The 12,779-nt window shown below is 70.1% G+C and carries 8 protein-coding genes; 4 read left to right on the top strand and 4 right to left on the bottom strand.

Going from position 1 to position 12,779, the window contains the following annotated elements:
- Positions 1–32: 32 nt before the first annotated feature.
- On the bottom strand, positions 33–1,388 hold the full coding sequence (locus tag ABZ906_RS20745; RefSeq protein ID WP_361384467.1) for a serine hydrolase domain-containing protein: 1,356 nt from the start codon (positions 1,386–1,388) through the stop codon (positions 33–35).
- Between the two features lie 222 nt (positions 1,389–1,610).
- On the bottom strand, positions 1,611–2,855 hold the full coding sequence (locus ABZ906_RS20740; RefSeq protein ID WP_361384464.1) for an FAD-dependent oxidoreductase: 1,245 nt from the start codon (positions 2,853–2,855) through the stop codon (positions 1,611–1,613).
- A gap of 243 nt (positions 2,856–3,098) precedes the next feature.
- Here ABZ906_RS20740 and ABZ906_RS20735 point away from each other — a divergent pair, with 243 nt between their 5' ends.
- The 4 genes from ABZ906_RS20735 (at position 3,099) to ABZ906_RS20720 (ending at position 7,162) form a co-directional block, all read left to right on the top strand.
- Complete coding sequence (locus ABZ906_RS20735; protein ID WP_361384461.1) at positions 3,099–3,443, top strand: RidA family protein; 345 nt, start codon at positions 3,099–3,101, stop codon at positions 3,441–3,443.
- Positions 3,444–3,852: 409 nt separating this feature from the next.
- Positions 3,853–5,058: a helix-turn-helix domain-containing protein gene (locus tag ABZ906_RS20730; protein ID WP_361384458.1), complete on the top strand. Its 1,206-nt coding sequence runs from the start codon at positions 3,853–3,855 to the stop codon at positions 5,056–5,058.
- Positions 5,059–5,151: 93 nt separating this feature from the next.
- Positions 5,152–6,546 carry a serine hydrolase domain-containing protein gene (locus tag ABZ906_RS20725; protein ID WP_361384455.1) on the top strand — a complete coding sequence of 465 codons (1,395 nt, stop codon included), beginning with the start codon at positions 5,152–5,154 and terminating at the stop codon, positions 6,544–6,546.
- 244 nt (positions 6,547–6,790) lie between these two features.
- The gene (locus ABZ906_RS20720; RefSeq protein ID WP_361384452.1) at positions 6,791–7,162 is read left to right on the top strand and encodes a hypothetical protein; all 372 of its coding nucleotides are present in this window, start codon (positions 6,791–6,793) and stop codon (positions 7,160–7,162) included.
- Between the two features lie 224 nt (positions 7,163–7,386).
- On the opposite strand, the gene ABZ906_RS20715 is transcribed toward ABZ906_RS20720, so the two are convergent.
- Positions 7,387–10,185 carry a BTAD domain-containing putative transcriptional regulator gene (locus tag ABZ906_RS20715; RefSeq protein ID WP_361384871.1) on the bottom strand — a complete coding sequence of 933 codons (2,799 nt, stop codon included), beginning with the start codon at positions 10,183–10,185 and terminating at the stop codon, positions 7,387–7,389.
- A 469-nt stretch (positions 10,186–10,654) separates the two neighbouring features.
- Positions 10,655–12,070, bottom strand: a complete 1,416-nt coding sequence (locus tag ABZ906_RS20710) for an MFS transporter (RefSeq protein ID WP_361191985.1) — start codon at positions 12,068–12,070, stop codon at positions 10,655–10,657.
- Positions 12,071–12,779 lie beyond the last annotated feature (709 nt).

The following is a 12,779-nucleotide window of genomic DNA, read 5'->3' as shown; positions in this document are numbered from 1 at the left end:
GCCGCAGCGGTTGAGGTGCTCGCAACTGACTGTCAGGGCACCTTCGGGGTCGCGCGCATGCCGTGGTGCACATAGCTCTCGCCGGTGGGCAACGAGTAGAACGTCACCGGGATCCAGGACGGACTGCCGGGGTACTGCACGAGAAAACGGCCGTCCGCGACGGGCACCAGCGCGGTCTCCAGGACCGGCATCGATACCAGGGGCGCGAGCGGCCCGGTCGTCGTGTCCCGCAGCCGCACTCCGTCCGTGCCCTGGAGGATGTCGATGCGCGTTCCGGCCCGCTCGAAGCGCCCCAGGTACCGACGGGCATCCACCGATACCGGGCCGGCCGGCGGTTGCGGAGGTTGCGGCATGGCCACCCCGGCCAGGTCGGCGAAGATCTCCGCGAACAGCTCCCGGTAGAGGTCCTTTGCCGCCCCACCGTTGGTGAGGAGCGTGATGGCCAGGTCCTGCTCGGGCAGCACCCGCAAAAACGCCGACTGCCCAAGCGTGCTCCCGTCGTGCCCGATCAGCCGTCGGTCGTCCCAGCCGAAGCGGATCCAGCCAAGTCCCCAGGAGTCCCCGAGCGAGTGCGTGTCCGGCAGCTTGATCTGCAGCTCTGCCATTTCCCGCACCGCACGCTCCGACAGCAGCCGGGTCCCGTCCGGGGCGGTGCCACCTGCCAGGTGCAGGCGGGCGAAGGCCAGGACGTCCCCGGCCGTGGCGCAGATCAGGCCGGCCGGTCCCGCGGAGCGCGGCAGCCCCCAGGCGGGGACCGGACGGGGCGGCTGGTCCTCCTCGGACTCATGGCCCATGGCGGTGCGGAAGCGCAGTGCCTCCTCCGGCAGTGTGACGGTGTGCGCGAGGCCCAGCGGCTCGCACAGCCGCTCGCGCAGCGCACGGTCCCAACTCATGCCGGTGAGCTTCTCGATGATCCGTCCGGCGAGCACGAACCCGGAGTTGCAGTACGAGAAGGTCGCCCCCAGTGGATGGTTCTGCGCGGCCTGGTCCAACCGGCCCACGAACCGTTCCAGGCAGTCGTCGCCGCGTCCGGTGTCGGTGAACACGTCGCCGTCGATGCCGCTGGTGTGGGTCAGCAGATGCCGCATCGTCACCTGCCGTGCCACCTGCGGGTCGGCGAGGCGCAGCTCCGGCAGGAGGTCGGCGACCGGGGCGTCCAGGTCGAGAGAGCCCTGGTCGACGAGCTGCATGGCCAGGGTCGCGGTCCACACCTTCGTGATGGACCCGATCTGGAACAGGGAGTCGGGCGTGGTGCTCACCCCGGTGGCCGTGTTGAGCACGCCGTGCGCGACCGCATCGCTGTGCGCACCGCGGGCGATGCCCAGGACCGCACCGGGGACCCGGTGCCGTTCGGCCAGTTCGGCCAGCCGCCGCTGCCAGTACGGCATGTCCAGGGGGCTCCCCAAGGACGGCCGCTGCGGCAGCGCGGAGGAACAGAGGTCTTCAATGCCCAGTGGTCGAGTCAAGGCGGGCTGTCTCCTCGTGGATGGCAGGTATACGGCGGACGGATGCACGGCCTGGGAAGTGCTCCCCGCTGCCGGCGCCGTGAGGTTCGCATCGGACGGGCGGGCCGACAGCGGTCATCGCCCGCTGTCGGCCGGATCGTGTCGTCAGCGCAGTGGGTCGACGGCGCGCAGTGCCTCGGGGCGGTGCCCCGTGACGATCTGTTCGGCCAGGAGCCTGCCGCTGACCGGCCCCAGGAAGATGCCCCACATGCCGTGACCGCCGGCCACATAGACACGGGAGTTGCTCCCGGCGCCGATCAGCGGCAGACCGTCCGCGGTGCAGGGGCGCGCACCCACCCATTCGTCCTGGCGGTCATCGAGGTGCGCGCCTTTCAGCAGAGCGCGCGCCTGTGCGACGAGGGACTGGATACGTCGCGGGTCCTTGGGAGCGCTGACGTCGCGGAACTCCATCGTCCCGGCGATCCGCGCCCGGTCGCCGAGGGGTGTGCACACGACCTTTTGCCGGGTGAAGTAGACGGGTCCTTCGGGCAGCTGATCCATCTTCACGGTGAAGGAGTAGCCCCGGCCGGCCTGCACGATCTGCCTGACGCCTGTCTGACGGGCCAGCCGGTTGATCCACGCGCCGTGGGCCAGGACGACGGAGTCGTAGTCCTCGCCGGCCACCGTGACGCCGGAGCCGGTCGGGTGGAGGGAATGTACTTCGGCTCCCTCGGCGATCAGGCCGTCCCGCGCCCGTATCGACTCGGCGATGGCCTGCACGTACGCGGCGGGGTCGATGTACCGCTCGCCGTGGAAGCGCACCACGCGGGTGATCTCGTCGGCCAGGACCGGTTCGGAGTTCCGTGCCTCGGCGCCGTCGAGGATCTCGAAGTCCACCGGCCGGCCGGTGGCCCGCAGGTGGGCGAACTCCTCCAGCAGTCCCTTGCTGTCCTGCGCGGTGCGGAACGCCGCGGTCAGCGGGTCGGCGGGCCGGGTGCGGGCGGTGACCCCGCCGTCTTCCAGTGCGTCGAATGCCGTCAAGGCGTCCTGGATGAGGGGGAGCATGCCTTGCATCGCCTTGTTGCGCCGGGCGGATGTGCAGTTGCGGGCGAACTGTGCCAGCCACTTGAGCATGCGCGGGTCGGCGGTCGGCGGTATGTAGAGCGGCGACGACGGGCTGAACATGGCGCGGATGCCGTACTTCAGCACCGCCGGCTCGGGCAGCGGGGCGGCCAGGCTCGATGTCAGCCATCCTGCGTTGCCCCAACTGGACCCCGCGGCCACGCCCGAGCGGTCGAGGACCGTCACCTCGACGCCGGCCTCCTGCAGGAACCATGCGGTCGACAGTCCGACCATCCCGGCGCCGATCACGGCAACGCGCTTCGGGGGCTTGCGCGTCGAGCGGGTCATGCCTGAACACCGCCTTCGGTGACCTGGCCGTGTGTGCGGGGCGGGCCGGGACGTGGTGCGAGAAGCATGCTGGTCTCCTGAAGAGAGGATTGCGTGGTGGTGGGGGCGACTGCCGGTGTGACAGACGTCGAATTCGGGGCCATCAACACCGGACAACTGCAGGGCGACTTCGGACGGCGAAAGACAGATAGTGAGCCGGAACGGGCCCCGACCGACTGTCATCTCCCCGAGTGAGGCGAACCGATGAACTCTCTTCCGCTTTTCCGCCCGAGTGTGGAGGCCGGCGACCTTGTCGCGGTCTCCGGACAGATCGGCCTCGTTGACGACCGCCTGGCGGGCGGCGGTGCCGCCGGGCAGACGGAACAGGCCCTGGCCAACCTGCTGGCGGTGCTGGACGCGGCCGGACTGGCGGCCTCCGACGTAGTCAAGGTCAACATCTTCCTGACCACGATGGATGACTACACCGCCTGCAACGAGCAGTACAACGCGGTCTTCGGATCCGAACCTCCGGCCCGTACCTGCGTGGCGGTGCACCAACTGCCGTTCGGCGCGCTGGTCGAGCTGGAAGCCTGGGCCCGCCGTCGCTGACGGCCCGCGGAGAGTGCGACCGCGTTCTCCGGCGGCTCGTCGGACCCGACGGCTGCGGGTTCACCGGGCCGGAGGGGCCCCGTGGCACTGATGTCGGCGGCGATTCGCGCACGGGAGCTCCCAGTCAGACCGTCGTGTGTCCGGCGACCCGCGTCCGGGATCGCGCCGAGTGGGCAAGGTGCCGGACTCCGGGCCCCTCAAGACTCGCGCAGACCGTACCGCCAGGCATGTGGCCCGCGTTGCATTCCGGACCCCAATGCTTCTACAGCTGTCGTGCGGACCGGCGACGCCGCCCGAGGACGGACATGGTCAGACGCTTGCCGCATGCCATGGCGTGGTACGACTGGGCCAGGCGCCGGCGGGAGTCGTGACCGGACGGGCGCAGGTCTGCGGCAGAACGGTGAGTGGTGTGCTCGAAGAGCTTCAGCGCGTGGTGGAGGCGCTCGCGCATCGCCTCGGGCGCGCGGTCGCCCTGGACGACCTTGACTTCAGGTTGCTGGCCTACAGCACGCACGCCGACGCGGGCGACGAGTGGCGCGCACGCGTCATCCTCAGCCGCGGGGCGCCGCCCGAGGCCGTCGCGTGGCTGCGGCGCCAGCGTCTTGGGCGCGCGACCGGACCGGTGCGCCTCCCGGCCGAGAATGATCTCGGGATCCTGCCGCGGCTGGTGGTGCCCGTCGTCTACCAAGACGTGCGCTTCGGCTATCTGTGGCTGTTTGACACGGAGGATTCACTGACCGGTGCGCAGCTCGAGCTGGCGTCGGCGGCGGCAGCCGAAGCAGGCGCCATCTGCTTCCGCGAGCGCGTGGTCTCGCACCTGCGCACAGCTCGGGAAGGCGAGCTGGTGCGCGACCTGCTCTCGGAGGACCCGCAGGTAAGGGGCATGGCCTCGGCCAGGCTGGTCGAGGAGGACCTGTTCGCGCTGCGCGGGGATGTCACGGCCGTGGTGGCACGCCCGCTGCCGGCCGGCGCGGACGGTGTCGACGAGGACGACCGGATAGCGCTCCAGGCCGCTGTGAACACGGCCTCGGCTCGCCTCGGTGATCGGGGCAGCCTGCGCCTGGTCCGGCCGGATCACGCCGTCCTGGTCATGCCGAGCGCAACGCTGCGACGCTCGCCGGAGCTGCCGGAAGCCCTGAGGACGACCTCCCTGGAACGGCTGGGCCGCAGCGCGAAGTGGCGTGATGTGCATGTCGCCGTGGGCAGCCCGGCCCGCCGGCTCGACGATGCCGTGACGTCCTACACGCAGGCGCTCGACGCGTTGCGCGTGGCGGAGGTCGTCCCCTCCTTCGCCCCGCTGGTCGCACACGAGTCTCTGGGCATCTATGCCCTGCTCGCCGGCCAACCCATCGACCAGCTCGGCACCTACGGAGTGCACCCCGCGGTGCGGCGGCTGCTCGAGGCCGACCGTCAGCTCTTCACCACTGCCGAGCTGTACCTGGACCGGGCAGGCGACGCCCGGGCGACCGCCACCGAGCTCGGACTGCACCGCGCGAGCGTGTACCACCGCGTCCGCCGCATCGAAGACGTCACCGAACTCGACCTCTCCGACGGACAGCACCGGCTCCTCCTCCACCTGGGCATCAAAGTCTCCCGGCTCCTGGGCCTCGCCTGACCCGACGCACCTCGACATCTGTCAAGTACCAGCAGCGGAAAACGCGACTGGTGTCGCGTGAGACTGATCGCCCGCTCACCTACCTTGGTGGGCATGATGACGTCGGAGGAGCTCACTCGTCGGCTTTCGGATCTGGCCGAGGAATTCAATGTGGCAGGCGCGTCAGCGGCCCTGTGGCACCAGGGCACGCTGGTCAGGGCCGCGACCGGGACAGTCAACACGGCAACCGGCGCACCCGTGCTGCCGAACACGCTGTTCGCCGCCGGGTCCGTCACCAAAGTGTTCACCGCATCCCTGGCGATGACTCTCGTGGACGAGGGGCTGCTCGAACTCGACGCGCCCGTGCGGGCCTACCTGCCCGGCTTCGAGCTCGCGCATTCCGAGCGGGCCGCGGCCATCACCGTGCGCATGCTGCTCAACCACTCATCCGGTTTGCCCGGCGACTACATGCCCGACCTGGCTCCGGGCGACGACGTGCTCGAACGGTTGATGCGAGAGCTCACCACCCAGCCGGTCACGGGCATCCCCGGCAAGCGATGGTCCTACAGCAACATGGGCATGGGCACCCTCGGACGGCTGAGCGAAGTGATCACCGGCGAGAGCTACGACTCCGCACTCAGCACGCGCATCCTGCAGCCGCTGGACCTCAACGCCACCGCCGACAGCGAAGAGCTCCTTCTGCGATCGACCGCCGTGGGACACACCGTCGACCCCGCCACCGGGAACACGTCACCGGTCTCCCGGCTGCGCGCCTGGCCCGAGAACGGCCCCGCCGGGTCCCGCTTGTGGCTCGACGTCGACGCCCTGATCAATTTCGGGCGGATCCACATCGACGGCACGGCGCCCGACGGACGCCGGTTCCTGTCCCCCTGGTCACTGCACGAGATGCGCCAGCCCCAGTTCGACGACTTCTGGGGCTGCTTCCCCATGTACGTGAACTACGGTCTCGGCTGGGCCCTCGTCCGGGAGGGCGAGGACCCGGTCCTGACGCACGGCGGCGCCAACCTCGGCATGCACTCGACCCTGTACGTACTGCCGAAGCAGAAGGCTGTCCTGGCCGTACTCACCAACAGCACCACCGGGTTCAAGCTGTACTCCGCGCTGTGCGAGAGCCTGCTCAAGGAGTGTTTCGACGTCCCCAGTCCGGCCCCCTCCTACCCGCCGGAGCCTGCCGTCGAGGTCGACAACGAGCGGTTCACCGGGGACTACCGCTCCCCCAACGGCCAGGTCTCCGTCGACGTGCGCGACGGGCAGCTCCGCCTCCGGCTGACACCAGCACCCGCGCTGACCACGTGGGACCGGCTCAATGGCCGCACGCCCGGCGACAATCGGGCCCTGCCCCTCGTCTGCATCGACAGCGAGCGGCGCCGGTTCTCTCTGGACCTCGGCAGCCCGGGCGAATTCGGGGCCGTACAGTTCTACGACCCCGACGCTGACGGACGCCCCACGCTGGTCCGCGTAGGGACGCTCTACGAGCGGACATCCTGAGCTCACAGCCGACGACGGTGCACTCGGAGGCAGGCGACGGACGACCAGGCCGGCACTTCGACCGGCTCGCATGTACGCCCTGACCAGGTAATTCAATGGTCTTACAAGGTTTGCCCCAGGTCAGAACCCGATCGTATTCCGCAGGGCGCACAGCCGGGTGGGCAGGTCTCGTGCAGGAGGGGGCCAGGGTCATCCGCGAGTGCCCGGAAAACAGGTGACCACAGCGCTTTCAAGGAGAGCCACCATGCAGAAACACCGCATCTACGCCGCCGTCGGAGCATTGATGCTGGGCGGTATGGCACTGACCCCTCAAGTGGCGAGTGCCTCATCGAGTCGTTCCGAACAGACCGCCGTCGCTGAGGTCTCGCATGGCAGTGCGTCCGGCGTCGGCGTGAAGGACTGGAACGGCAACTGCGACGCGATCAGTTTCACCACAACAGGGTTCACCGGCTGGTGCGACGGAACCGGACCGGAGAAGTACGGCACCTGGGTCAAGTGTTCCACCGGGAGCACCAAGTACAGTACGTACACTCGCGCTTACGGGGACCGCAGGGGCGTGTACGCCGGGTGCACCTCCGGCAAGCGGGTGGCTTCCGGCTTCTGGGACGCCGGCTGACCTGAAGACCGCTGAGGCGTTCTGCTCCAGCACGGTGGGGGCTTCAGCCAGGCCGCGGTTGATCCTGATCGAAGGCAGTGGGGGCGGCCGGTGTCAGAAGGGGGACTGGCCCGGCTGCAACGCTCCGGGCCGAAGTCGGCACCGACCGGGGGACGCGGGGATGCCAGACGGATGCCAGACGGGGGGACAGCAACCGGCCTGGCATCCCCGCGGAACATCTCCGCCTAAAGCGTCTCCAATGAGGCCAGGCGGTCGCACACGCCGTCGGCCTCGGCGGTTCGGTTCTGGGTTCGGTATAGCTCTATGGCCCGCTCCCAGACCCGGCGGGTCTCCTGGTACTGGTGCAGGGCCAGATGGGTCTCGCCGGCGTTGGCCAAGGTGTCGGCCTCGTTGGCGAGATCACCCACCTCACGGAAGAGAGCAAGAGCCTGCTCGTAGTGTTCAAGGGCATCGCCGTAGCGGCCAGTGTGATGGGCTATGTAGCCCAGGCTGTCCAGAGTCGACGCCCCGTGCTCCGGCAGGCTCTGTGCGCGGAAAAGGGCGAGCGCCTGCTCGCAGCGGGCCCGGGCCCGGGCGTACATGCCGAGCCGGGCATGCATCCAGCCGACCGCATTGAGCTGGTTCGCCTCCCAGAGCGGGTGGTTCACCTCCTGGTACAGCCGCAGCGCGTGCTCCGCGTGATCCAGGGCGCGTGTGTTGTCGCCCTGCTCCTCCCAGGCCCGCGCCAGGGTGCGGTAGATGTGCGCCTGGCCCGCCAGGTCGTTCGAACGCTCGGCCAGGTCGAGGGCGTGATGCAGGTGGTCGAGGGCCTGTGCGTGGTCACCGACGCGGGAGCTGGCGAAGCCCAGGCGCCAATGCGCCAGGATCCGGGCGGCTGGGTTGTCGTCGTGCTCGGCCGCGGTGAGGGCGGTCTGCCACACGCTGACGTACTCCTCCAGCCGGTGTCGGCTTAGTTGATAGGAGATCAGCGTCCAGGCCAGCTGCCCTACGAAGCGGTGCCTGCCGAGGATCGCCGCTTGCGCCTGGGCGTTGAGCAGACACTCGTGCTCTTCGTCAAACCACTGGAGCGCGGCCGCGGTGTCATCGGGCGAGATGGGATTGCTGCCGGGGACCGCAGGCTCTGGCTGGGGCCGGAAGGGCGTGTATGGGCCGTCCAGCAGCCGGTTGGAGGCGAACGCCGTGTGCAGATAGTGGTCCAGGAGCCGGTTCTGGCCATGCACTGTCTCCTGGTCGGGCAGGACGGCGGCCAGCTCGACGGCGTACAGGCGCACCAGGTCGTGCATCCGGTACCGCCCGGGACGGTGCTGGCGCACCAGGTGCGCGCTCTCCAGCTCCGCCAGCAGCACCCGGGCCTCTGTCGGGGCAAGTCCGGCCAGGCTGGCGGTGGCGGTGGCGGTGATGTCCGCACTCCGTACCAACCCCAGGAAGGCGAACAGCCGAGCGGCAGCCGGGGTCAGCGCCGCGCAGGAAGAGGCGAAGACGGCGCGCATGCTCACCGTCAGGTCACCGAGGTCGAGTGCGGTGAGGCGGTCAGTGGTCCGGCCGAGTTCCTCGGCGAGGACGGCGAGTTGGAAGTCGGGGTGCATAGCGGCGCGGGCGGCCACGATGGCCAGGGCCAGCGGCAGTCCGGCGCAGTGCTCCGCCAGGGCCGCAAGGGCTTCTGGCTCGGTGCTGGTGCGATCGGCACCCAGGCGGCGTTCCAGGAGCGCCCGGGCCTCGTTCGGACGCAGCACGTCCAGCGGCAGCAGGCTGGCGCCGTGCGTGGCCGTCAGCGGGGTCAGCCGGTTGCGGCTGGTGATGAGCGCGGCGCAGGACGGGCCGCCGGGCAGCAGCGGGCGGATTTGGTCGGCGTCGCGGGCGTCGTCCAGGACGATCAGCATCCGCCGGTCGGCCAGGAGACTCCTGTACAGGGCGGACTGGGCATCGATGTCTGCGGGGATACGGTCGCGGGTGATGCCCAGCGCGTCCAGGAATCCGCTCAGCGCTGCGCGGGCAGGTAACGGCGGCGTACGGGGGTCGAAGCCGTGCAGGTCCACGTACAACTGCCCATCGGGGAACCGCTGAGTGTTTTGGCTGACCCACTGGGAGGCCAGCCAGCTCTTGCCAACACCGCCCGGCCCGCAGATCACCGGGATCGCCACGGTGCCTTCCGGCGTGTCCCAGAACGCCTTGGTGAGCTGTTCCAGCTCGTCCTCCCGCCCCGCGAACAAGGCAGGCGGGGTCGGCATCTGGCATGGCACGGGGAGTGAGGTAGCGGCAGGCGCAGGCGCAGGCGCCTGGACGATGAGGGACGCGTCAGCAGCAAGAATCCGCCGGTGCAGCCGGCGCAGTTGAGGGCCCGGATCGATACCCAGTTCCTCGGAGAGCGTGCGGCGCGTACGGTCGAAATGCGCGAGTGCCTCCGCCGAGCGGCCGCAGCGGTGCAGAGCGAGCATCAACTGCCCGGCCAGCCGCTCGTCCACCGAGTGCGCCGCCGCCTGCGCGGTCAGATCAGCGAGCACATCACCGTGCCGCCCGCGCCTGAGGGCGACGTCATTGCGGTCCAGCCTCATGGTGAACCGCTCGTGGGCGAGGGCCTCGCGCTGCGCGCTGAACCACGGCGTGTCCAGGGTGCCGAACCCGGGCCCGTGCCACAGGTCCATCGCCTGCTCGAAGAGGGCTGCGGCCTGATCGTCCTGCTCGCTGCCGCGTGCCCGGGTGACCAGGTCGCGGAACCGGTGCAGGTCCACCGCCGAGGCATCGACCATGAGCCGGTAGCCACCGGGTCCACGGCTGATGCCCACGGCTCCGTTGGCGGCCGGCTCCACCGTGTGCCGCAGCCGGGAGAGATAGCTGTACAGCGTCGGTCGCCACCGCTGTGGAGGCCGGTGGCCCCAGACCCGGTCGGCCAGTTGGTCCACCGAGACGCTCCGGTTGGCGTCGACCAGCAGCGCGGCCAGCACGGATCGCTGCCGCAAGTGCCCGAGGTCCACCGGGCGGCCGTCCACGTACGCCTCGATCTCCCCGAGCACCCTGAAGCGCATTCTCACTGCACCCCTCCCCGAAGCAGCCCGTCGGCGATCTCTGCGTCACTGTGCCGTGACGGTCCGGCAGCTGACCATGATTCGCGAGCGCTTGTCCGAAAAGCGCCTGGCTCTGTCGGGCCGTACCCGGTGGGAGCAACCGCAGCGCGGACGCGCAGCGGCCTTTGTCCGGCGTCAGTGCTCGCCCTGCGCGTACCGCCCCTTCCGTATGAGGCGCGACATGCTGCACGACCGGCCCCACCATGGACGAGCGCGTGGCCAAGGACACCCTCGCCGCCGTCGAACGCGGCCGGGAAATCGCGGCGGCCGACGCCCGCGGCGAAGAGCCCCCTCCCCCCGGCTAGTGGATCGACGTCACCGACCGCGTCCTGGCCCAAGCAGCCCGAATCCGCCGGGACAGGCCGGCCCTTGGGAAAGTACTGCCGTGGCAGGCCGTTGGTGTCCTGAGCGCGGGATCGTCCGCAGGTGCCTACGAGCCAGGTACCGGATCCGGCACCCTGCCCGCCGTGGGGCGGCTGGGTGCCGGGGCGCGGCCGGGCATGAACGCGACGATCGCCAGAGGCAGAAGGGCCAGGATCGCGGCGAGCAGGAATCCGAACCGGAAGCTGTTCTCGGTGGGCAGCTGCGTGAGGGGGTTCGTGCCGGTGGACAGCACGGCCGCGGAGATCTGGACGCCGATCGCCGCACCGATCCCGCGCGCGACCATGTTGACGGAAGTGGCGACACCGGTGTCGGACGGATCAACCGACGCGATGGTGCCGACGTACAGCGCGGTGCCGGCGGCGCCGACGCCGATACCGACCGCCACGATCAGGCTGAGGACGACGTGCCAGGGGGCGCTGTGCCACAGGGCGGCGAAGAGCAGCCCGGCGGCCGTGACGACCAGCGCGCCGGCGACGACCAGGCGGGATCCGAACCAGCGGACCAGCTGCCCGGACAACGGTCCGACGAACATGGCGCAGAGGTATGCCGGGAACAGGTAGAGACTGACCTGGCTGGTCGAGGCGGTGAAGCCGAACCCGGCCGCCTCGGACGGCATCGCGAGCAACTGCGGGAACAAGTAAGCCGGGACGGCGGACCCCGCACCGACGACGCCGGCGACGACGACCGAACTCCACACTCCGCGGCGCCCGAGGAGACGGAGGTCGATCAGAGGTGTGGCGGCCCGTCGCTCCACGGCCACCCAGCAGGCGCCGCTGACGAGGGTGACGGCGAACAGCGTCAAGGACTCAGTGGACAGCCATCCGGTGCGCGGGATCCGGGAGAGATTGAACGTGAGGGCGCCGAGCGCGAGAGCCAACAGGAGGGCGCCGGGCCAGTCCAGTGTTTCCCGTCCTTGTCGTCGAAGGCCGGGCGCACTGCGCCGAGGCAGGGCGAATTGGGCCGCGACAGCTAGTGCGGCCACCACCAGGGTGGGAAGCAGGAAGACCCATCGGCGGGACATCGCGTCCGCGATCGGCCCCGCGGCCACGATCCCAAGGCCGGTGCCGGCGATGAAGGGCCCGGTGACCAGTCCGACGGCGAGCGACATGCGCTCCTGCACGTACTCCCGTACCAGCGTGAACGCGACCGGCAGAATGCCGACGCCGATGCCCTGGAGCGTCTGGCCCACCAGCATCACCGGCAGGGAGTCGGCGAACGCCGAGACGCCGGCGCCCGCGACGATGATCCATGTCATCACGAGCAGCATGCGACGCCCGCCGAAGAGGTCTGCGAGCTTCGCCGTGATCGGACCGGTGACCGAGCCGCTGAGGACCAGCGTCGTGGTGAGCAGAGCCGCCTGCGCCGCGGTGAGGGAGAGCTCGCGCTGCAGGAGCGGAAGCACGGGGATGGGTACGTTTTCCAGGGCGCCGACGGCGACGGCGAGCACGGCCAGCACGGCCATGCCCGCTCGGGGAAGGCTCTGTTGCTCTGAGCGGGGGACGGATTCGGACACGGTGGCCTCCAGGAACGAGCAGGGATCAGTAACGAGCGGGGACACGAGGCAGGCCCGTGGATCCGGCGCTTCTCGGCGACGCCCGGGCGCTGGAGGCGACTAGCCTCCGCCGGCCGGTTGGGGCCGCCTTTCGTCCGCGTTCGAGGGCGTCAGCAGGAGGTCGGTCGGCTCCGCGCCGTCGCGGCGGGCCGTGCGGCAGGAGCGAGGAAGGCGTGCGTGGTCGCCCGGCACCCGGGTGGCAGATTCGTCATGCCTGGAAGAGTGGCGTCGGGACTCCCGCCCAACAATCGACAGGTGTCGGAAGTCGCGTCACGAGAGCCTGCCAACTGTCGCGCCGTGTGGTGCGACCAGCCTCTCGCAGGCCGCACACCTCGCCGTCGAGGGTGCCGGTCGGAGTCGAGCTGGTGATCTGCCGGTGGCGGCAGACCTGTCCAAAGGGTGGGCTGCCGGGTCCGTGTCCGGCCTATCTCCCCCGGGCGCACCCCCCCTCGTTCAGCGGCTGGGAATTGCCTCAGAGACGGCGCTCCTGCCGCCGTGAACGCGGAGTGCGGCGCGTTCTCCACGCCCAGTTCCGTGACCGATGTCGCAGGTCTTTGGCGGCCGTTGGGTGTGACCGTGCCGCTCGATCCCGGACATGTCGCGGGGCCACGCCTCCAAG

This window comes from Streptomyces sp. NPDC046925 (genome assembly GCF_040644915.1).
Lineage (GTDB): Bacteria > Actinomycetota > Actinomycetes > Streptomycetales > Streptomycetaceae > Streptomyces.
Note: the sequence above shows the minus strand (reverse complement) of the source record. Positions and strands in the feature narration are given on the sequence as shown.

What these genes read in the sequence shown, in the direction of transcription:
- ABZ906_RS20745 (WP_361384467.1), bottom strand. Translation starts at nt 1,388, where the DNA reads ATGCCGTACTGGCAGCGGCGGCTGGCCGAACTGGCCGAACGGCACCGG.
- ABZ906_RS20740 (WP_361384464.1), bottom strand. Translation starts at nt 2,855, where the DNA reads ATGACCCGCTCGACGCGCAAGCCCCCGAAGCGCGTTGCCGTGATCGGC.
- ABZ906_RS20735 (WP_361384461.1), top strand. Translation starts at nt 3,099, where the DNA reads ATGAACTCTCTTCCGCTTTTCCGCCCGAGTGTGGAGGCCGGCGACCTT.
- ABZ906_RS20725 (WP_361384455.1), top strand. Translation starts at nt 5,152, where the DNA reads ATGATGACGTCGGAGGAGCTCACTCGTCGGCTTTCGGATCTGGCCGAG.
- ABZ906_RS20720 (WP_361384452.1), top strand. Translation starts at nt 6,791, where the DNA reads ATGCAGAAACACCGCATCTACGCCGCCGTCGGAGCATTGATGCTGGGC.
- ABZ906_RS20715 (WP_361384871.1), bottom strand. Translation starts at nt 10,185, where the DNA reads ATGCGCTTCAGGGTGCTCGGGGAGATCGAGGCGTACGTGGACGGCCGC.
- ABZ906_RS20710 (WP_361191985.1), bottom strand. Translation starts at nt 12,070, where the DNA reads ATGGCCGTGCTGGCCGTGCTCGCCGTCGCCGTCGGCGCCCTGGAAAAC.